This is a genomic window from Klebsiella sp. R390 (assembly GCF_051131745.1).
Lineage (GTDB): Bacteria > Pseudomonadota > Gammaproteobacteria > Enterobacterales > Enterobacteriaceae > Klebsiella.
In genome coordinates this window covers 2,408,698-2,429,071 of record NZ_CP180445.1, presented here as the reverse complement: position 1 = coordinate 2,429,071, position 20,374 = coordinate 2,408,698, and the positions used below count along the sequence as shown (strand labels likewise).

The 20,374-nt window shown below is 54.5% G+C and carries 13 protein-coding genes, 1 tRNA gene, 3 rRNA genes and 1 riboswitch; of the genes, 14 read left to right on the top strand and 3 right to left on the bottom strand.

Annotated elements, in window-relative coordinates; all coding sequences use genetic code 11:
• Window positions 1-38: 38 nt before the first annotated feature.
• Window positions 39-191: riboswitch (TPP riboswitch) on the bottom strand.
• 53 nt (window positions 192-244) lie between these two features.
• Window positions 245-742 (bottom strand): sigma D regulator, encoded by a 498-nt coding sequence (rsd, locus tag ACMYSP_RS11270; RefSeq protein ID WP_434586839.1) that lies wholly within the window; start codon window positions 740-742, stop codon window positions 245-247.
• A gap of 93 nt (window positions 743-835) precedes the next feature.
• Between rsd and nudC the strand changes: the two genes are divergently transcribed.
• The 6 genes from nudC to ACMYSP_RS11240 all read left to right on the top strand — a co-directional run bounded on the left by nudC (window position 836) and on the right by ACMYSP_RS11240 (window position 5,191).
• The gene (gene nudC, locus ACMYSP_RS11265; protein WP_123758164.1) at window positions 836-1,609 is read left to right on the top strand and encodes an NAD(+) diphosphatase; all 774 of its coding nucleotides are present in this window, start codon (window positions 836-838) and stop codon (window positions 1,607-1,609) included.
• Between the two features lie 39 nt (window positions 1,610-1,648).
• Window positions 1,649-2,713: a uroporphyrinogen decarboxylase gene (hemE, locus tag ACMYSP_RS11260; protein WP_123758165.1), complete on the top strand. Its 1,065-nt coding sequence runs from the start codon at window positions 1,649-1,651 to the stop codon at window positions 2,711-2,713.
• A gap of 9 nt (window positions 2,714-2,722) precedes the next feature.
• Window positions 2,723-3,394, top strand: a complete 672-nt coding sequence (gene nfi, locus ACMYSP_RS11255; RefSeq protein WP_434586837.1) for a deoxyribonuclease V — start codon at window positions 2,723-2,725, stop codon at window positions 3,392-3,394.
• A 42-nt stretch (window positions 3,395-3,436) separates the two neighbouring features.
• Window positions 3,437-4,027 carry a YjaG family protein gene (locus ACMYSP_RS11250; protein WP_123758167.1) on the top strand — a complete coding sequence of 197 codons (591 nt, stop codon included), beginning with the start codon at window positions 3,437-3,439 and terminating at the stop codon, window positions 4,025-4,027.
• 186 nt (window positions 4,028-4,213) lie between these two features.
• Window positions 4,214-4,486 carry a nucleoid-associated protein HU-alpha gene (gene hupA / locus ACMYSP_RS11245; protein ID WP_004097675.1) on the top strand — a complete coding sequence of 91 codons (273 nt, stop codon included), beginning with the start codon at window positions 4,214-4,216 and terminating at the stop codon, window positions 4,484-4,486.
• Between the two features lie 12 nt (window positions 4,487-4,498).
• Window positions 4,499-5,191, top strand: a complete 693-nt coding sequence (locus ACMYSP_RS11240) for a DUF1481 domain-containing protein (protein WP_434587067.1) — start codon at window positions 4,499-4,501, stop codon at window positions 5,189-5,191.
• 154 nt (window positions 5,192-5,345) lie between these two features.
• Here ACMYSP_RS11240 and purD read toward each other — a convergent pair whose 3' ends face one another.
• Window positions 5,346-6,635 carry a phosphoribosylamine--glycine ligase gene (gene purD, locus ACMYSP_RS11235; RefSeq protein WP_434586836.1) on the bottom strand — a complete coding sequence of 430 codons (1,290 nt, stop codon included), beginning with the start codon at window positions 6,633-6,635 and terminating at the stop codon, window positions 5,346-5,348.
• Window positions 6,636-6,650: 15 nt separating this feature from the next.
• Complete coding sequence (gene purH, locus ACMYSP_RS11230; protein WP_434586835.1) at window positions 6,651-8,240, bottom strand: bifunctional phosphoribosylaminoimidazolecarboxamide formyltransferase/IMP cyclohydrolase; 1,590 nt, start codon at window positions 8,238-8,240, stop codon at window positions 6,651-6,653.
• Between the two features lie 614 nt (window positions 8,241-8,854).
• On the opposite strand from purH, the gene ACMYSP_RS11225 reads away from it, so the two are divergent.
• The 8 genes from ACMYSP_RS11225 (at window position 8,855) to aceK (ending at window position 20,352) form a co-directional block, all read left to right on the top strand.
• Window positions 8,855-10,393: ribosomal RNA gene (locus ACMYSP_RS11225) — 16S ribosomal RNA — on the top strand.
• Window positions 10,394-10,478: 85 nt separating this feature from the next.
• Window positions 10,479-10,554: transfer RNA gene (locus ACMYSP_RS11220), tRNA-Glu, on the top strand.
• 218 nt (window positions 10,555-10,772) lie between these two features.
• Window positions 10,773-13,678 (top strand): 23S ribosomal RNA (locus ACMYSP_RS11215).
• Between the two features lie 93 nt (window positions 13,679-13,771).
• A 5S ribosomal RNA gene (gene rrf / locus ACMYSP_RS11210) occupies window positions 13,772-13,887 on the top strand.
• Together the 16S, 23S and 5S rRNA genes with 1 tRNA gene alongside form the textbook arrangement of a ribosomal RNA operon.
• A 485-nt stretch (window positions 13,888-14,372) precedes the next feature.
• The gene (gene metA / locus ACMYSP_RS11205) at window positions 14,373-15,302 is read left to right on the top strand and encodes a homoserine O-succinyltransferase MetA (protein WP_434586834.1); all 930 of its coding nucleotides are present in this window, start codon (window positions 14,373-14,375) and stop codon (window positions 15,300-15,302) included.
• 260 nt (window positions 15,303-15,562) lie between these two features.
• Window positions 15,563-17,164 carry a malate synthase A gene (gene aceB, locus ACMYSP_RS11200; protein WP_434586833.1) on the top strand — a complete coding sequence of 534 codons (1,602 nt, stop codon included), beginning with the start codon at window positions 15,563-15,565 and terminating at the stop codon, window positions 17,162-17,164.
• 88 nt (window positions 17,165-17,252) lie between these two features.
• Window positions 17,253-18,557: an isocitrate lyase gene (aceA, locus tag ACMYSP_RS11195; protein ID WP_434587066.1), complete on the top strand. Its 1,305-nt coding sequence runs from the start codon at window positions 17,253-17,255 to the stop codon at window positions 18,555-18,557.
• A gap of 52 nt (window positions 18,558-18,609) precedes the next feature.
• Window positions 18,610-20,352 (top strand): bifunctional isocitrate dehydrogenase kinase/phosphatase, encoded by a 1,743-nt coding sequence (aceK, locus tag ACMYSP_RS11190; RefSeq protein WP_434586832.1) that lies wholly within the window; start codon window positions 18,610-18,612, stop codon window positions 20,350-20,352.
• The last annotated feature ends 22 nt before the right edge of the window (window positions 20,353-20,374 follow it).

Sequence of the window (20,374 nt, the reverse complement as noted above, 5' to 3'; positions counted from 1 at the left end):
GTAACAGAGGCGATCGGTCCTGGAGGGACGGTCGCATAGGACAGTTTACTCTTGTTCCCTTCGCAGGTATTAGCCTGATCAGGTTCCGCGGATCCCGAATTAACGGTCTCAGCCTTTTCCGCTTCATCCTTCGTGCTGCCTTGAGGCATCACGAACGCTGTGGTGGAAAATGGGCACTCCGACAAGATACATCCCCCTCCAGCGAGGGGGAACGTATGTAAACTACTCGTTAACAGCGCACAACTCAAGCTGTCGGCGCGATATTGTCACTGATGTTGTCTTTCAGGTTGTGCGATATCGCCAGCACGATCAGCTTGTCTTCCAGCGCGAATCGCGCTTCCAGCGCTTCGCCGATATCGGACAGCGCCTGCTGAAATTCGAGATAGTTATCGTGGTCGATGGCGTTTTCGAGGCAGGAGTCGTAGCAATCCATAATCTGCTGGGTGTTGGCTTCCAGCTGCGGATAGAGTTTGGTCGCGGCCAAAAGTGGTGTATTGCCTTCCATTTCGCCAAGAATACGTTCATAAATATTAAAATGGCCGGAGGAGAGGTAGTCCACCAGGCTTTGGCAAAAATTATCCAGCGCCTTTTCGTTCAGTCGCATAAAGGATTCTTTGCCGGGCTTCAGGCCAACCAGCTTGTAGTAAGCCACGAGCAAATGCTTACGTACATGTAGCCAGCGATCGACCAGTTTATTACTGCCTCCAACACGTTCCGTTAGGTTTTCCAGCTGGTTTAACATGGTTGACTCCGCAAGTTTAAGAAAATAACGTTGCTCACCAAAATGTAAATATAATGTTAAAAGTGCCAGTAAAACGAAGGTAGTGCAATAGATATGGATCGTATTATTGAAAAATTAGATCGCGGCTGGTGGATCGTCAGTCACGAACAAAAATTATGGTTACCCGGCGGGGAATTACCACATGGCGAAGCGGTAAATTTCAATCTTGTCGGCCAGCACGCGCTGCATATCGGTGAATGGCAAGGTGATGCGGTATGGATGGTGCGCCAGGATCGTCGGCAGGATATGGGATCGTTACGCCAGGTACTGGATAGCGATCCGGGGCTGTTTCAGCTGGCGGGGCGCGGCATCCAGCTAAGCGAGTTTTATCGCTCGCATAAATTCTGCGGCTACTGCGGCCACCCGATGCACCCGAGCAAAACCGAGTGGGCGATGCTGTGTGGCCACTGCCGTGAGCGCTACTACCCGCAAATTGCCCCGTGCATGATCGTGGCGATCCGTCGGGACGATACGATCCTGCTGGCACAGCATACCCGCCATCGTAACGGCGTACACACGGTGCTGGCCGGGTTTGTCGAAGTGGGGGAGACACTGGAACAGGCGGTGGCCCGCGAAGTGATGGAAGAGTGCGGCCTGAAGGTGAAAAATCTGCGCTATGTGACCTCCCAGCCGTGGCCATTCCCCCAGTCGCTGATGACCGCGTTTATGGCGGAGTATGATAGCGGCGACATTGTGATCGACAAGAAAGAGCTCCTGCAGGCGGGCTGGTATCGCTACGACGATTTACCGCTATTGCCGCCGCCGGGGACCGTGGCGCGCCGGCTGATAGAAGATACCGTGGCACTGTGTCGGGCAGAGGCGGAGTGACGTGGTACACTGGCGTAAAATGGGATCAGGATGAATAACATGACCGAACTAAAAAACGATCGTTACCTGCGAGCGCTGCTACGCCAGCCTGTGGACGTGACCCCTGTCTGGATGATGCGTCAGGCTGGCCGCTATTTACCGGAGTACAAAGCGACTCGTGCGCAAGCGGGCGACTTTATGTCGCTGTGTAAAAACGCCGAGCTTGCCTGTGAAGTCACGTTGCAGCCACTGCGTCGCTATGCGCTGGATGCGGCGATCCTCTTCTCGGATATCCTGACCATCCCGGATGCGATGGGGCTTGGGCTGTACTTCGAAACTGGAGAAGGTCCACGCTTCACCTCGACCATCACCTGCAAAGCCGATGTCGATAAACTGCCGGTGCCCGACCCGGAAGATGAACTCGGCTATGTGATGAATGCCGTGCGCACCATTCGCCGCGCGCTCAATGGCGATGTTCCGCTGATTGGTTTCTCCGGTAGCCCGTGGACGCTGGCGACCTATATGGTGGAAGGCGGAAGCAGCAAAGCCTTCACCGTGATCAAAAAAATGATGTATGCCGACCCGCAGGCGCTGCATGCCCTGCTCGATAAGCTGGCAAAAAGCGTCACGCTGTATCTGAACGCCCAGATTAAAGCCGGCGCGCAGTCAGTGATGATATTCGATACCTGGGGCGGCGTGCTGACCGGTCGCGATTATCAGCAGTTCTCGCTCTACTACATGCACAAAATCGTGGATGGCCTGCTGCGTGAACATGAAGGCCGCCGCGTGCCGGTCACGCTGTTCACTAAAGGCGGCGGGCAGTGGCTGGAAGCCATGGCGGAGACCGGCTGCGATGCGCTGGGCCTCGACTGGACGACCGATATTGCCGATGCCCGGCGTCGGGTCGGCCATAAAGTGGCGCTGCAGGGCAATATGGATCCTTCTATGCTCTACGCGCCTGCGGGCCGTATTGAAGAAGAAGTCGGGTCGATTCTTGCCGGCTTTGGTCAGGGCGAAGGTCATGTCTTCAACCTCGGGCACGGCATTCATCAGGATGTGGATCCTGAGCATGCCGGCGTGTTTGTCGAGGCGGTGCACCGACTCTCGGCGCAATATCACCGCTAAGGTATGGCGATGGATCTGACGTCCCTTCGTGCCAGTCAGCAGACGCTGGCCGGCTCGGTTATCCGTGAGGATCGCTGGGATCCAAATGCTTGCGGGCTGATCGGTGGCGCGGACGTCGGTTTTGAGCAAGACGGCACAGTGACGCGGGCGGCCATGGTGTTGCTCGCCTACCCGTCGCTGGAGCTGGTGGAATATCAGGTAGCGCGGGTGGCGACCACCATGCCGTATATCCCCGGTTTTCTCTCCTTTCGTGAAACCCCCGCGCTGCTGGCGGCGTGGCAACAGCTTTCACAAAAACCGGGTCTGTTATTTGTCGACGGACACGGCATTTCCCATCCACGGCGGCTGGGCGTCGCCAGCCATTTTGGCCTGCTGGTGGATGTACCAACCATTGGCGTGGCGAAAAAGCGTTTATGTGGGCAGTTTACGCTGCCAGACGACGAGGTGGGGGCGCTGGCCCCGTTGATGGACAAAAACGAACAGCTGGCGTGGGTCTGGCGCAGTAAAGCGCGCTGTAATCCACTCTTTATCAGCACCGGTCATCGCGTCTCCCTTGATAGCGCGCTGACATGGGTTCAGCGTTGTATGCAGGGCTACCGTCTGCCAGAGCCAACGCGCTGGGCGGATGCGGTTGCTTCACGGCGTCCGGCGTTTGTGCGTTGGCAAGCAAATCACGGCTGATTCAGGTACACTGCGGCTAATTTCTGACTTCGAGAATTCATCATGTTACAAAACCCGATTCATCTGCGTCTGGAGAAGCTTGAAAGCTGGCAGCACGTCACCTTTATGGCTTGTCTGTGCGAGCGCATGTACCCCAATTACGCCATGTTCTGCCAGCAAACTGAGTTTGCCGATGGTCAGCTGTATCGCCGTATTCTCGATCTGATTTGGGAAACCCTGACGGTCAAAGATGCGAAGGTGAATTTTGACAGCCAGCTCGAAAAGCTGGAAGAAGCCATTCCGGCAGCCGACGATTACGATCTGTATGGTGTTTATCCTGCCATCGATGCCTGTGTCGCATTGAGCGAACTGATTCACTCGCGCCTGAGCGGAGAAACGCTTGAGCACGCGATCGAGGTCAGTAAGAGTTCCATCACGACAGTAGCAATGCTGGAAATGACCCAGGCTGGTCGCGAAATGACCGATGAAGAGCTCAAAGAAAACCCAGCGGTAGAGCAGGAATGGGATATTCAGTGGGAGATTTTCCGTCTGCTGGCCGAGTGTGAAGAGCGCGACATTGAACTGATCAAAGGACTGCGTGCAGACCTTCGCGAAGCCGGTGAGAGCAATATTGGTATAAATTTTAAGCAGTGAGACCAGAAAACGTGATTTACCGCCTGAATTGTCGCGTCTGAAGGCTTCCATTCCGCCCCCCGTCTGGTCTACATTTGGAGGGCGAAAAAAAGTGGCTATCGGTGCGTGTATGCAGGAGAGTGCTTTTCAGGCATTTCCGTCGCACTCGGTGCTTAGCAAGCGATAAACACATTGTAAGGATAACTTATGAACAAGACTCAACTGATTGATGTAATTGCGGACAAAGCTGACCTGTCCAAAGCACAGGCAAAAGCTGCCCTGGAATCTACCCTGGCTGCAATTACTGAGTCTCTGAAAGAAGGTGATGCTGTTCAACTGGTTGGTTTCGGTACCTTCAAAGTGAACCACCGCGCTGAGCGTACTGGCCGCAACCCGCAGACCGGTAACGAAATCAAAATTGCCGCTGCTAACGTGCCGGCGTTTGTTTCTGGTAAAGCTCTGAAAGACGCAGTCAAGTAAGACCGCGTGGCAGTGTACAGTTTTAACGAAGGGGCCTTACCGCCCCTTTTGTCTATCTGGCGCCGTGTCGCGGTGCTGGTGGGTACACTGCTGCTCTCTGCCTGTAGTAGTCATTCCTCTGTTCCGCCTTTTACCGCCAGTGGCTATGCGGATAACCAGGGCGCGATGCGCATCTGGCGTCTGGATTCCAACGGCGAAGTGCATCTTCTTGCCGCCTTCAGTCCGTGGCGTCATGGCAATACCTCAACCAGCGAATATCGCTGGCAGGGCGACAAACTCAGGCTGATCGAACTCAACGTTTACGGCAAGCCCACGGAACATATTCGTGCCCGCTTTGATGACCAGGGCGAGCTGAGCTTTATGCAGCGTGAAGTGGATGGGCAAAAACAGCAGCTCTCCAGCGATCAGGTTGCGCTTTACCGCTATCGGGCGACACAGATCCGCCAGACCAGCGATGCATTACGCCAGGGGCGTGTTGTCCTCCGCCAGGGGCGTTGGCATGCTAACCGGACGGTAACGACCTGCGAAGGCCAAACCGTGAAGCCGGAGCTGGACGCGCGGGCACTGGCCTTTATTGAACGTCGCCAGAGTCATTCCTCTGTCGACGTGAGCGTGGCGTGGCTCGAAGCCTCGGATGGTGCTCAGCTGCTGCTGGTGGCCAACGAAGACTTCTGTACCTGGCAACCGCAGGAAAAAACCTTCTGACGCCCGTCAGCCATACCTTCGCGGTTCCTCTCTCTATTTTCCGACACATCCTTATGCATAACCCGCGGCTTAGCGTCTGTAGATGATAAAAAACGGGCGGCTTCAATACTGAAGCCGCCCGTTAATAAGGCGATGCTGAGATGACGCTCAGGCGTTAGCGCTGCTCGCGGGCGATCGCGCGCCAGCCGATATCGTCACGGCTGAAGCTGCCATCCCAATGAATGCCGGTGAGGAGCTCATAAGCACGCTGCTGTGCCTGGGCGACGGTATCACCCAGCGCCGTTACACACAGGACGCGACCGCCCTGTGTGACAACACGCTGGTCGTCGGTCAGCCTGGTGCCGGCATGGAACACTTTGCCATCTGCCGCATCGCTCTGCGGCAGGCCAAAGATCTCGTCGCCGGTGCCGTAGTTACCCGGGTAACCGCCGGCAGCAACCACTACACCCAGAGAGGCGCGCTCGTCCCATTCGGAGGTTTTCTCGTCCAGCTTGCCATCGCAGGCTGCAAGGCACAGATCCACCAGATCGGATTTCATGCGCAGCATGATCGGCTGGGTTTCCGGATCGCCGAAGCGGCAGTTGAACTCGATAACCTTAGGATTACCTTGCTTGTCGATCATCAGCCCGGCGTAGAGGAAACCGGTATAGGTATTACCTTCCGCCGCCATCCCTTTGACCGTTGGCCAGATAATGCGATCCATGGTGCGCTGATGAACGTCATCCGTCACGACCGGGGCCGGTGAGTAGGCGCCCATACCGCCGGTATTCGGGCCGGTATCGCCGTTGCCTACGCGCTTGTGGTCCTGGCTGGTGGCCATCGGAAGGACGTGCTCGCCGTCGACCATGACGATAAAGCTGGCTTCTTCACCATCAAGAAACTCTTCGATCACGATACGGTGGCCCGCGTCGCCGAAGGCATTACCGGCCAGCATATCCTGAACCGCGTCTTCCGCTTCTTTGAGCGTCATCGCAACGATAACGCCTTTACCGGCAGCCAGACCGTCCGCTTTGATAACGATTGGCGCGCCTTTCTCGCGCAGGTAGGCCAGCGCAGGCTCGACGTCGGTGAAATTCTGATATTCCGCAGTCGGAATGTTATGACGCGCGAGAAAATCTTTGGTGAATGCTTTAGAGCCTTCCAGTTGGGCGGCACCTTCGGTTGGTCCGAAGATTTTCAGGCCTGCTGCGCGGAAGGCGTCCACCACGCCAATCACCAGCGGCGCTTCCGGGCCGACGATGGTCAGATCGATCTTTTCACGCTGGGCAAAGCTCAGCAGTGCCGGAATATCGGTCACGCCGATATTCACGTTTTGCAGCGCAGGTTCCAGCGCGGTACCGGCGTTACCCGGCGCGACGTACACGGTGTCCACCAACGGAGACTGTGCGGCTTTCCATCCCAGCGCGTGCTCGCGCCCACCGTTGCCAATCACTAATACTTTCATGTTCTGCTCCGTGAATTAATGGCGGAAGTGACGCATGTCGGTGAAGATCATCGCGATGCCGTGTTCGTCGGCAGCGGCAATGACTTCTTCGTCGCGAATGGAACCGCCCGGTTGGATCACGCAGGTGACGCCCACCGCGGCAGCCGCATCAATCCCATCGCGGAACGGGAAGAAAGCATCAGAGGCCATCGCCGAGCCTTTAACTTCCAAACCTTCATCACCGGCTTTAATGCCAGCAATTTTAGCGGAGTAGACGCGGCTCATCTGGCCCGCGCCGATGCCGATGGTCATGTTCTCTTTGGCATATACAATGGCGTTGGATTTCACGAACTTGGCGACCTTCCAGCAGAACAGGGCATCACGCAGCTCCTGCTCTGAAGGCTGGCGTTTGCTGACCACGCGCAGATCATCGGCGGTGACCATGCCCAGATCGCGATCCTGTACCAGCAGTCCGCCGTTCACACGTTTGAAATCGAGGCCCGGCACGCGCGCCGCCCATTCGCCGCAGATCAGAACGCGGACGTTCTGCTTGGCCGCCGTAATTTTCAGCGCGGCTTCACTGGCAGATGGTGCGATGATTACTTCGACAAACTGGCGAGAGATGATGGCCTGTGCGGTTTCGGCATCCAGCTCGCGGTTGAAGGCAATAATGCCGCCGAAGGCTGAGGTTGGGTCAGTTTTGTAGGCGCGATCGTAAGCGTCCAGAATCGTGTCGCTAACCGCAACGCCGCATGGGTTGGCGTGCTTAACGATGACGCAGGCCGGTTCGCTGAACTCTTTCACGCACTCCAGTGCCGCATCGGTATCGGCAATGTTGTTATAAGAGAGGGCCTTACCCTGCAGCTGCTGCGCGGTAGCAACGGAGGCTTCTTTAACGCTTTCTTCTATATAGAAAGCAGCCTGCTGGTGGCTGTTCTCACCGTAGCGCATATCCTGTTTCTTTATGAAGTTCAGATTCAGCGTACGTGGGAAACGGCCGGACGCTTCCTGCGTCTCGCCATGATAGGCCGGAACCATGCTGCCAAAGTAGTTGGCGATCATGCTGTCATAGGCGGCAGTGTGTTCGAAAGCTTTAATCGCGAGGTCGAAGCGGGTAGCCAGAGTCAGGGAGCTGTCGTTAGCGTCCATCTCTTTAATAATGGCGTCGTAGTCACTGCTCTTCACCACGATAGCGACGTCTTTATGGTTCTTGGCCGCGGAGCGCACCATGGTCGGGCCGCCGATATCGATATTTTCGACCGCATCTTCCAGCGAGCAACCTTCACGGGCGACGGTTTCTGCAAACGGGTAAAGGTTAACAACCACCATATCGATAGGAGAGATCGCGTGCTGCGCCATGATCTCATCATCCTGGCCGCGACGGCCGAGGATGCCGCCATGCACTTTTGGATGCAGGGTCTTAACACGTCCATCCATCATTTCCGGGAAACCGGTGTAGTCAGAGACTTCGGTTACCGGCAGACCTTTGTCTGCCAGCAGGCGTGCGGTACCACCGGTAGACAGTAGCTCAACACCACGAGCGGAAAGTGCCTGCGCGAATTCGACGATACCGGCCTTGTCAGAAACACTGAGCAGGGCACGGCGGACTGGACGACGTTGTTGCATGGTATTAAATCCCCAGGATTTGAACATTACAGAGAGCGTTAGGTGAGTTTTTGTCTAAAAACTCACCTAACGCACCCAACCGGGCATCCGTGTTATTGCGCGGCATTGTAACGAAAACGTTTGCGCAACGCTCGCGAATTTTGATCTTTCTCTTTTACACAACGATCTCTTCTATATAGAAGGGCATTTCGCACTGCTTTATTAGGGGGAGATAGCCCGAGTCTGTGGATAATTCTGTGTGTAACAGGGTATAAAGCGGGGTTTTGCTGGGGAATGCAGCAGTCAGTCATTTTTCTGCAATTTTTCTATTGCGGGCTCTCGAGAACTCCCTATAATGCGCCTCCATCGACACGGAACAACGGCAAACAAGCCGCCGGGTTGAAAGAGAAAACTTCTGAAAAATGAGGTTGACTCTGAAAGAGGAAAGCGTAATATACGCCACCTCGCGACAGAGCGCTAAGCGCCGTCGCACTGCTCTTTAACAATTTATCAGACAATCTGTGTGGGCACTCAAAGTGACATGGATTCTTAACGTCCTCGGACGAAAAATGAATACCAAGTCTCTGAGTGAACACGTAATTCATTACGAAGTTTAATTCACGAGCATCAAACTTAAATTGAAGAGTTTGATCATGGCTCAGATTGAACGCTGGCGGCAGGCCTAACACATGCAAGTCGAGCGGTAGCACAGAGAGCTTGCTCTCGGGTGACGAGCGGCGGACGGGTGAGTAATGTCTGGGAAACTGCCTGATGGAGGGGGATAACTACTGGAAACGGTAGCTAATACCGCATAACGTCGCAAGACCAAAGTGGGGGACCTTCGGGCCTCATGCCATCAGATGTGCCCAGATGGGATTAGCTAGTAGGTGGGGTAATGGCTCACCTAGGCGACGATCCCTAGCTGGTCTGAGAGGATGACCAGCCACACTGGAACTGAGACACGGTCCAGACTCCTACGGGAGGCAGCAGTGGGGAATATTGCACAATGGGCGCAAGCCTGATGCAGCCATGCCGCGTGTATGAAGAAGGCCTTCGGGTTGTAAAGTACTTTCAGCGAGGAGGAAGGCATTAAGGTTAATAACCTTAGTGATTGACGTTACTCGCAGAAGAAGCACCGGCTAACTCCGTGCCAGCAGCCGCGGTAATACGGAGGGTGCAAGCGTTAATCGGAATTACTGGGCGTAAAGCGCACGCAGGCGGTTTGTTAAGTCAGATGTGAAATCCCCGGGCTCAACCTGGGAACTGCATTTGAAACTGGCAAGCTTGAGTCTTGTAGAGGGGGTAGAATTCCAGGTGTAGCGGTGAAATGCGTAGAGATCTGGAGGAATACCGGTGGCGAAGGCGGCCCCCTGGACAAAGACTGACGCTCAGGTGCGAAAGCGTGGGGAGCAAACAGGATTAGATACCCTGGTAGTCCACGCTGTAAACGATGTCGACTTGGAGGTTGTTCCCTTGAGGAGTGGCTTCCGGAGCTAACGCGTTAAGTCGACCGCCTGGGGAGTACGGCCGCAAGGTTAAAACTCAAATGAATTGACGGGGGCCCGCACAAGCGGTGGAGCATGTGGTTTAATTCGATGCAACGCGAAGAACCTTACCTACTCTTGACATCCAGAGAACTTAGCAGAGATGCTTTGGTGCCTTCGGGAACTCTGAGACAGGTGCTGCATGGCTGTCGTCAGCTCGTGTTGTGAAATGTTGGGTTAAGTCCCGCAACGAGCGCAACCCTTATCCTTTGTTGCCAGCGGTCCGGCCGGGAACTCAAAGGAGACTGCCAGTGATAAACTGGAGGAAGGTGGGGATGACGTCAAGTCATCATGGCCCTTACGAGTAGGGCTACACACGTGCTACAATGGCATATACAAAGAGAAGCGACCTCGCGAGAGCAAGCGGACCTCATAAAGTATGTCGTAGTCCGGATTGGAGTCTGCAACTCGACTCCATGAAGTCGGAATCGCTAGTAATCGTAGATCAGAATGCTACGGTGAATACGTTCCCGGGCCTTGTACACACCGCCCGTCACACCATGGGAGTGGGTTGCAAAAGAAGTAGGTAGCTTAACCTTCGGGAGGGCGCTTACCACTTTGTGATTCATGACTGGGGTGAAGTCGTAACAAGGTAACCGTAGGGGAACCTGCGGTTGGATCACCTCCTTACCTGAAAGAACCTGCCTTTGTAGTGTCCACACAGATTGTCTGATGAAAAGTAAATAGCAAGGCGTCTTGCGATTGAGACTTCAGTGTCCCCTTCGTCTAGAGGCCCAGGACACCGCCCTTTCACGGCGGTAACAGGGGTTCGAATCCCCTAGGGGACGCCACTTGCTGGTTTGTGAGTGAAAGTCGCCGACCTCAATATCTCAAAACTGGTTCTCCGGAATCACGTTTGAGATATTTGCTCTTTAAAAATCTGGATCAAGCTGAAAATTGAAACGACACACTGTTTCCTTTCTCCGTAATAAGGAAGGAAAAACGGTGTGTTCGAGTCTCTCAAATTTTCGCAATGCGGACTGTTTTACGAAACAGCTTCGGGTTGTGAGGTTAAGCGACTAAGCGTACACGGTGGATGCCCTGGCAGTCAGAGGCGATGAAGGACGTGCTAATCTGCGATAAGCGTCGGTAAGGTGATATGAACCGTTATAACCGGCGATTTCCGAATGGGGAAACCCAGTGTGTTTCGACACACTATCGTTAAGTGAATACATAGCTTAACGAAGCGAACCGGGGGAACTGAAACATCTAAGTACCCCGAGGAAAAGAAATCAACCGAGATTCCCCCAGTAGCGGCGAGCGAACGGGGAGGAGCCCAGAGTCTGAATCAGCGCGTGTGTTAGTGGAACGGTCTGGAAAGTCCGGCGGTACAGGGTGATAGCCCCGTACACTAAAATGCACACGTTGTGAACTCGAAGAGTAGGGCGGGACACGTGGTATCCTGTCTGAATATGGGGGGACCATCCTCCAAGGCTAAATACTCCTGACTGACCGATAGTGAACCAGTACCGTGAGGGAAAGGCGAAAAGAACCCCGGCGAGGGGAGTGAAAAAGAACCTGAAACCGTGTACGTACAAGCAGTGGGAGCCTACTTGTTAGGTGACTGCGTACCTTTTGTATAATGGGTCAGCGACTTATATTCTGTAGCAAGGTTAACCGTATAGGGGAGCCGCAGGGAAACCGAGTCTTAACTGGGCGTTAAGTTGCAGGGTATAGACCCGAAACCCGGTGATCTAGCCATGGGCAGGTTGAAGGTTGGGTAACACTAACTGGAGGACCGAACCGACTAATGTTGAAAAATTAGCGGATGACTTGTGGCTGGGGGTGAAAGGCCAATCAAACCGGGAGATAGCTGGTTCTCCCCGAAAGCTATTTAGGTAGCGCCTCGTGAACTCATCTTCGGGGGTAGAGCACTGTTTCGGCTAGGGGGTCATCCCGACTTACCAACCCGATGCAAACTACGAATACCGAAGAATGTTATCACGGGAGACACACGGCGGGTGCTAACGTCCGTCGTGAAGAGGGAAACAACCCAGACCGCCAGCTAAGGTCCCAAAGTCATGGTTAAGTGGGAAACGATGTGGGAAGGCACAGACAGCCAGGATGTTGGCTTAGAAGCAGCCATCATTTAAAGAAAGCGTAATAGCTCACTGGTCGAGTCGGCCTGCGCGGAAGATGTAACGGGGCTAAACCATGCACCGAAGCTGCGGCAGCGACACTATGTGTTGTTGGGTAGGGGAGCGTTCTGTAAGCCGTTGAAGGTGGCCTGTGAGGGTTGCTGGAGGTATCAGAAGTGCGAATGCTGACATAAGTAACGATAAAGCGGGTGAAAAGCCCGCTCGCCGGAAGACCAAGGGTTCCTGTCCAACGTTAATCGGGGCAGGGTGAGTCGACCCCTAAGGCGAGGCCGAAAGGCGTAGTCGATGGGAAACAGGTTAATATTCCTGTACTCGGTGTTACTGCGAAGGGGGGACGGAGAAGGCTATGTTAGCCGGGCGACGGTTGTCCCGGTTTAAGCATGTAGGCGGGAAGTTTAGGTAAATCCGGACTTCTTTTAACGCTGAGGTGTGATGACGAGGCACTACGGTGCTGAAGTAACAAATGCCCTGCTTCCAGGAAAAGCCTCTAAGCATCAGGTAACATCAAATCGTACCCCAAACCGACACAGGTGGTCAGGTAGAGAATACCAAGGCGCTTGAGAGAACTCGGGTGAAGGAACTAGGCAAAATGGTGCCGTAACTTCGGGAGAAGGCACGCTGATGGTAAGTGAAGCGACTTGCTCGTGGAGCTGAAATCAGTCGAAGATACCAGCTGGCTGCAACTGTTTATTAAAAACACAGCACTGTGCAAACACGAAAGTGGACGTATACGGTGTGACGCCTGCCCGGTGCCGGAAGGTTAATTGATGGGGTTATCCGTAAGGAGAAGCTCTTGATCGAAGCCCCGGTAAACGGCGGCCGTAACTATAACGGTCCTAAGGTAGCGAAATTCCTTGTCGGGTAAGTTCCGACCTGCACGAATGGCGTAATGATGGCCAGGCTGTCTCCACCCGAGACTCAGTGAAATTGAACTCGCTGTGAAGATGCAGTGTACCCGCGGCAAGACGGAAAGACCCCGTGAACCTTTACTATAGCTTGACACTGAACATTGAGCCTTGATGTGTAGGATAGGTGGGAGGCTTTGAAGCGTGGACGCCAGTCTGCGTGGAGCCAACCTTGAAATACCACCCTTTAATGTTTGATGTTCTAACGTAGACCCGTGATCCGGGTTGCGGACAGTGTCTGGTGGGTAGTTTGACTGGGGCGGTCTCCTCCCAAAGAGTAACGGAGGAGCACGAAGGTTAGCTAATCCTGGTCGGACATCAGGAGGTTAGTGCAATGGCATAAGCTAGCTTGACTGCGAGCGTGACGGCGCGAGCAGGTGCGAAAGCAGGTCATAGTGATCCGGTGGTTCTGAATGGAAGGGCCATCGCTCAACGGATAAAAGGTACTCCGGGGATAACAGGCTGATACCGCCCAAGAGTTCATATCGACGGCGGTGTTTGGCACCTCGATGTCGGCTCATCACATCCTGGGGCTGAAGTAGGTCCCAAGGGTACGGCTGTTCGCCGTTTAAAGTGGTACGCGAGCTGGGTTTAGAACGTCGTGAGACAGTTCGGTCCCTATCTGCCGTGGGCGCTGGAGAATTGAGGGGGGCTGCTCCTAGTACGAGAGGACCGGAGTGGACGCATCACTGGTGTTCGGGTTGTCATGCCAATGGCATTGCCCGGTAGCTAAATGCGGAAAAGATAAGTGCTGAAAGCATCTAAGCACGAAACTTGCCCCGAGATGAGTTCTCCCTGACTCCTTGAGAGTCCTGAAGGAACGTTGAAGACGACGACGTTGATAGGTCGGGTGTGTAAGCGTAGCGATACGTTGAGCTAACCGATACTAATGAACCGTGAGGCTTAACCTTACAACGCCAAAGCTGTTTTGGTGGACAGAGAGAAGATTTTCAGCCTGATACAGATTAGTTGGGGTGCTTTTAGCATCCTGATAACAGAATTTGCCTGGCGGCGATAGCGCGGTGGTCCCACCTGACCCCATGCCGAACTCAGAAGTGAAACGCCGTAGCGCCGATGGTAGTGTGGGGTCTCCCCATGTGAGAGTAGGGAACTGCCAGGCATCAAATAAAACAAAGAAACCTCATGCGAAAGCATGGGGTTTTTTTGTTTATCTGCTGTTTGTCGGTGAGCGCTCTCCTGAGTAGGACAAATTCGTCGGGAACGAATTTGAACGTTGCGCAGCAACGGCCCGAAGGGTGGCGGGCAGGAAAGCCCGCCATAAACTGCCAGGCATCAAATAAAGCAAAGGGCTCAGTCGAAAGACCGGGCCTTTTGTTTTTGTCTGCGTTTTATTCCCCGTCATACTGATACATTGCCGCAGCAAAACCCCTCTTTGATCAATCAATTATTCGCCAGCATTGCTCCCTAAACGCTGAATCATCACATTCGCTATGTTTCCTTGAGATTAAGCGCTGTATTCTGTCCCGGACGTGGTTGAAACTTTTTCACCTTCTACTTGCAGACTCGACATTTTCCTTATTCCTGGTTATTGTTAGCTGTCTGGATGTCTAAACGTTTATACGTATGCTATGAGGTAATAAAGTTATGCCAATTCGGGTGCAGGACGAGCTACCAGCCGTCAATTTCTTGCGTGATGAGAACGTCTTTGTGATGACGGCTACACGTGCGACAACTCAGGAAATTCGTCCGCTGAAGGTGCTTATCCTTAACCTGATGCCGAAAAAAATCGAGACCGAGAACCAGTTCCTGCGTCTGCTCTCGAACTCTCCGCTGCAGCTTGATATCCAGCTGCTGCGTATTGACGCGCGCGAATCCCGCAATACGCCAAGCGAGCACCTCAATAATTTCTACTGTAACTTCGATGACATCTGCGACCAGAACTTTGATGGACTGATCGTCACCGGCGCCCCATTAGGGCTGGTTGAATTTAATGACGTAGCCTACTGGCCGCAGATCAAACAGGTACTGGAATGGGCAAAAGATCACGTCACCTCCACGCTTTTTGTCTGTTGGGCGGTACAGGCCGCACTCAATATTCTGTATGGCATTCCTAAGCAAACCCGCGCGGAAAAAATTTCTGGCGTCTACGAGCACCATATCCTGCATCCTCACGCCTTACTAACGCGTGGATTTGATGACACTTTCCTGGCGCCGCATTCACGCTATGCTGATTTTCCGGCGGCACTGATTCGTGACTACACCGATTTAGAGATCCTGGCCGAAACGGAAGAGGGAGATGCCTATCTGTTTGCCAGCAAAGATAAGCGCATTGCCTTCGTGACCGGGCACCCTGAATACGATGCTAATACCCTGGCCAGCGAATTTTTCCGCGATGTGGAAGCCGGTCTGAGCCCGCAAATTCCCGACAACTATTTCCCGCAAAACGACCCACAAAACAAGCCGCGTGCGACCTGGCGCAGTCATGGAAATCTGCTGTTTGCTAACTGGCTTAACTATTACGTTTACCAGATCACTCCATACGATCTGCGGAATATGAATCCGACTTTAGACTAATCATCCAGACAACGCGATCCTTAAGCGTTTCAGCATCTTGCCTCTGGCACCTTCGGGTGCCTTTTTTGTTTCCGAAATTCACTTCACGATTGTAATTAACTTTAATCTTAATGTTATCAATATGTTGTGATGATATTAAATTAAAAATGGAAATTGTTTTTGATTTTGGAATTTTATTGAGTAGTCTTAGTTGTGTTGAGCGAAAAGCAGACAACGATCGTTCACTCGCGCCAGCGGGATCAACCAACGGGAGCTACACAATGACGCAACAGGCGACAATGACTGATGAACTGGCCTTTAGCCGGCCATATGGCGAGCAGGAAACGCAAATTTTAACGCCTGAGGCGGTGGAGTTTCTGACGGAACTGGTGAGCCGCTTTACGCCTGAGCGCAATAAACTGCTGGCGGCCCGCCTGCAGCAACAGCAGGCGATTGATAACGGAACGCTGCCTGATTTTATTTCGGAAACAGCTTCCATTAGAAATGGTAACTGGACGATCCGCGGTATTCCCGCTGATTTGCAGGACCGCCGGGTGGAAATCACCGGCCCCGTTGAGCGCAAAATGGTGATTAACGCCCTCAATGCCAACGTAAAAGTCTTTATGGCGGACTTTGAAGATTCGCTGGCACCGGACTGGAACAAAGTGATTGATGGGCAGATTAACCTGCGCGATGCGGTGAACGGGACCATCAGCTACACCAACGAAGCCGGTAAAATTTACCAGCTCAAACCTGACCCGGCAGTGCTGGTGTGCCGCGTACGTGGTCTGCATCTGCCGGAAAAACATGTGACATGGCGCGGCGAGTCGATCCCCGGCAGCCTGTTTGATTTCGCCCTCTATTTTTTCCACAACCACCAGAACCTGCTGGCGAAAGGTAGCGGCCCTTACTTCTATCTGCCGAAAACCCAGGCCTGGCAGGAAGCGGCATGGTGGAGTGAAGTCTTTAGCTTCACTGAAGACCGCTTCAGCCTTCCGCGTGGCACCATCAAGGCCACGCTGTTAATCGAAACGCTGCCGGCGGTATTCCAGATGGATGAAATCCTGCATGCGCTGCGGGACCACATTGTCGGTCTGAACTGTGGCCGTTGGGATTACATTTTCAGCTACATCAAAACGTTAAAAAACCATGGTGACCGCGTATTACCGGATCGCCAGGTGGTCACCATGGATAAGCCTTTCCTCAGCGCTTATTCACGTTTGCTGATTAAAACCTGCCACCGGCGTGGCGCGTTTGCGATGGGCGGCATGGCGGCATTCATCCCCAGCAAAGAGGCCGACCGTAACCGCCAGGTGCTTGGCAAAGTGACCGCCGATAAAGAGCTGGAAGCTAACAATGGCCACGACGGTACCTGGATCGCGCACCCCGGGCTGGCGGATACGGCGATGGCGGTTTTCAATCGCGTTCTGGGTGAACGTCCCAACCAGCTGTCCGTCAGCCGGGAAGAGGATGCGCCGATCGACGCTGAGCAACTGCTGGCGCCCTGTGAGGGTGAGCGCACGGAAGTGGGGATGCGCGCCAATATCCGTGTCGCGGTGCAGTACATCGAAGCCTGGATCTCCGGTAATGGCTGCGTGCCGATTTACGGTCTGATGGAAGATGCGGCGACCGCCGAAATCTCGCGAACCTCCATCTGGCAATGGATTCATCACCAGAAAACCCTCAGCGACGGCACGCCGGTCACCAAAGCCCTGTTCCGTCAGTGGCTGGCGGAAGAGCTGATGGTGATTCAGGAGGAGCTGGGCGAACACCGCTACAGCAGCGGGCGCTTCGATGATGCTGCGCGCCTGATGGAACAGATCACCACCTCTGATGAGTTAATCGACTTCCTGACGCTGCCGGGCTACCGCCTGCTGGCATAAGCATCAGCCGAGTTTGTTTGTCCGTGGTCACACTGCCTTCACCGATAAAGCCTGGGAAGCCAGGAATAAAATAATGGAGCATCTGCACATGAAAACCCGTACCCAACAAATCGAAGCATTAAACCAAGAGTGGACACAGCCGCGTTGGGAAGGCATTACCCGCCCCTATAGCGCTGAGGATGTCGTGAAATTGCGCGGCTCCGTCAATCCGGAATGCACGCTGGCACAGTTGGGCGCAGCCAAAATGTGGCGCCTGCTGCATGGCGAAGCGAAAAAAGGGTACATCAATAGCCTCGGTGCGTTAACCGGTGGGCAGGCGTTGCAGCAGGCGAAGGCCGGCATCGAGGCGATTTACCTCTCCGGCTGGCAGGTAGCGGCGGATGCCAACCTGGCCTCCAGCATGTACCCGGATCAATCACTGTACCCGGCGAACTCCGTCCCGGCGGTGGTCGATCGGATCAACAATACTTTCCGTCGCGCGGATCAGATCCAGTGGTCGACCGGTATTGAGCCGGGGGATCCGCGTTATACCGATTACTTCCTGCCGATCGTTGCCGATGCCGAAGCGGGATTTGGCGGCGTACTGAACGCCTTTGAGCTGATGAAATCGATGATTGAAGCCGGTGCAGCGGCCGTTCACTTTGAAGATCAGCTGGCGTCGGTGAAGAAGTGCGGACATATGGGCGGAAAGGTACTGGTACCGACTCAGGAGGCGATCCAGAAGCTGGTCGCGGCACGCCTGGCGGCAGATGTCATGGGCGTTCCTACGCTGGTGATCGCCCGAACGGATGCCGATGCTGCCGATTTGATCACCTCCGACTGCGATCCGTACGATCGTGAGTTTATCTCTGGCGATCGCACCAGCGAAGGTTTTTTCCGTACGCATGCCGGTATTGAGCAGGCCATCAGTCGCGGGCTGGCTTACGCACCCTATGCCGACCTGGTGTGGTGCGAAACTTCGAAACCGGATCTCGAGCAGGCTCGTCGCTTTGCCGAAGCCATTCACGCCCGCTTCCCTGGCAAATTGTTGGCCTATAACTGCTCGCCGTCGTTCAACTGGAAGAAGAATCTGGATGACAGCACCATCGCCCGATTCCAACAGGCGCTGTCCGACATGGGCTACAAATACCAGTTCATCACGCTGGCGGGCATCCACAGCATGTGGTTCAACATGTTCGACCTGGCCCATGCCTACGCGCAGGGTGAGGGGATGAAGCACTACGTCGAGAAGGTGCAGCAGCCGGAATTTGCCGCCGCTTCGCAAGGCTACACGTTTGTATCTCACCAGCAGGAGGTGGGGACCGGCTACTTCGATAAGGTCACGACCATTATCCAGGGTGGGGCTTCCTCCGTCACGGCGTTGACCGGTTCCACGGAAGAAGAGCAGTTCTGATCGTGTTCCCCCTCTCCCTGCTGGGGAGAGGGTTTGGGGTGAGGGGGAAGCTATGACGCGTGGCCTGGAATTACTGATTGCACAAACGATTTTGCAAGGTTTTGACGCGCAGTACGGGCGTTTCCTGGAAGTCACTTCTGGCGCGCAGCAGCGCTTTGAGGATGCTGACTGGCATGCGGTTCAGCAGGCCATGAAGCAGCGAATTCACCTTTACGATCATCACGTTGGCCTGGTGGTAGAGCAGCTACGCTGCATCACCGAAGGCAAAAGCACCGATGTGGATTTCTTGCTGCGGGTGAAAGAGCAGTACACCCGTCTGCTGCCGGACTACCCGCGTTTTGAAATTGCGGAGAGCTTTTTTAATTCGGTCTATTGTCGACTGTTTGACCACCGCTCGCTGACTCCCGAGCGGCTATTTATTTTCAGTTCGCAGCCGGCGCGCAGCTGTCGGGCACTTCCCCGACCGCTGGCAAAAAGCTTTTTCCCCGATCGCGGCTGGGAGACGTTGCTCAACAAAGTACTCACCGACTTGCCTCTACGTTTACCGTGGCAAAACAAGGCGCGCGACATCGGCTACATTAGCGCGTCTTTGCAGGAGGTGCTGGGCAGTGAGATGCTTTCCCGCAGCCATCTGCAGGTGGCGAACGAGCTCTTCTATCGTAATAAAGCGGCCTGGCTGGTCGGAAAGCTGATCACCCCGGTCGCAACCTTGCCCTTTTTGTTGCCTGTCCATCGTAGCGATGAAGGCGAGCTGTTTATTGATACCTGTCTGACTACCCATGCCGAAGCCAGTATTGTCTTTGGCTTCGCCCGCTCCTATTTCATGGTCTACGCACCGCTGCCAGGGGCGCTGGTCGAGTGGCTACGCGATATCCTGCCCGGTAAAACCACCGCGGAGCTGTATATGGCCATTGGCTGCCAGAAGCATGCGAAGACCGAAAGCTATCGGGAATACCTGTACTACATCGCGCGCAGCAATGAGCAGTTCATTGAGGCTCCGGGGATCCGCGGCATGGTGATGCTGGTCTTCACCCTGCCGGGCTTCGACCGGGTTTTTAAAGTCATTAAAGACCGCTTTGCGCCGCAAAAGGAGATGACCGCCGCCCACGTGCGTGCCTGTTATCAATTGGTGAAAGAGCATGACCGCGTCGGACGTATGGCCGACACCCAGGAGTTTGAAAACTTTGTGCTGGAAAAACGGCAAATAGCCCCGGCGCTGATGGCGTTACTGCAGTCTGAAGCCGGGGCAAAAATCACCGATCTTGGCGATCGGATTGCCATCAGCCATCTCTATATCGAACGCCGTATGGTGCCGCTGAATATCTGGCTGGAGCAGGTAAACGGCCAGGCGCTGCGCGATGCGGTGGAGGAGTACGGCAACGCCATCCGCCAGCTTGCCGCAGCCAATATTTTTCCCGGTGATATGCTGTTTAAAAACTTCGGCGTAACCCGCCATGGTCGGGTGGTGTTTTATGATTACGATGAGATTTGCTACATGACCGAGGTGAATTTCCGCGAAATACCGCCGCCGCGCTACCCGGAAGATGAGCTGGCGAGCGAACCGTGGTACAGCGTCTCTGTCGGGGATGTCTTTCCGGAAGAGTTTCGCCACTGGTTGTGCGCGGACCCGCGTATCGGACCGCTGCTGGAGGAAATGCACGCTGACCTGCTACGGGCGGATTACTGGCGAGAGCTGCAGACGCGCATTCGTAACGGTCATGTGGAAGATGTTTATGCCTATCGCCGCCGCCAGCGCTTTTGCGTGCGCTACGGCGCCATGCAGCAGGCGGGATAAGCGAAACGTTATTGAGAGCCGC

What these genes read in the sequence shown, in the direction of transcription:
- rsd (WP_434586839.1), bottom strand. Translation starts at nt 742, where the DNA reads ATGTTAAACCAGCTGGAAAACCTAACGGAACGTGTTGGAGGCAGTAAT.
- nudC (WP_123758164.1), top strand. Translation starts at nt 836, where the DNA reads ATGGATCGTATTATTGAAAAATTAGATCGCGGCTGGTGGATCGTCAGT.
- hemE (WP_123758165.1), top strand. Translation starts at nt 1,649, where the DNA reads ATGACCGAACTAAAAAACGATCGTTACCTGCGAGCGCTGCTACGCCAG.
- nfi (WP_434586837.1), top strand. Translation starts at nt 2,723, where the DNA reads ATGGATCTGACGTCCCTTCGTGCCAGTCAGCAGACGCTGGCCGGCTCG.
- ACMYSP_RS11250 (WP_123758167.1), top strand. Translation starts at nt 3,437, where the DNA reads ATGTTACAAAACCCGATTCATCTGCGTCTGGAGAAGCTTGAAAGCTGG.
- hupA (WP_004097675.1), top strand. Translation starts at nt 4,214, where the DNA reads ATGAACAAGACTCAACTGATTGATGTAATTGCGGACAAAGCTGACCTG.
- purD (WP_434586836.1), bottom strand. Translation starts at nt 6,635, where the DNA reads ATGAAAGTATTAGTGATTGGCAACGGTGGGCGCGAGCACGCGCTGGGA.
- purH (WP_434586835.1), bottom strand. Translation starts at nt 8,240, where the DNA reads ATGCAACAACGTCGTCCAGTCCGCCGTGCCCTGCTCAGTGTTTCTGAC.
- metA (WP_434586834.1), top strand. Translation starts at nt 14,373, where the DNA reads ATGCCAATTCGGGTGCAGGACGAGCTACCAGCCGTCAATTTCTTGCGT.
- aceB (WP_434586833.1), top strand. Translation starts at nt 15,563, where the DNA reads ATGACGCAACAGGCGACAATGACTGATGAACTGGCCTTTAGCCGGCCA.
- aceA (WP_434587066.1), top strand. Translation starts at nt 17,253, where the DNA reads ATGAAAACCCGTACCCAACAAATCGAAGCATTAAACCAAGAGTGGACA.
- aceK (WP_434586832.1), top strand. Translation starts at nt 18,610, where the DNA reads ATGACGCGTGGCCTGGAATTACTGATTGCACAAACGATTTTGCAAGGT.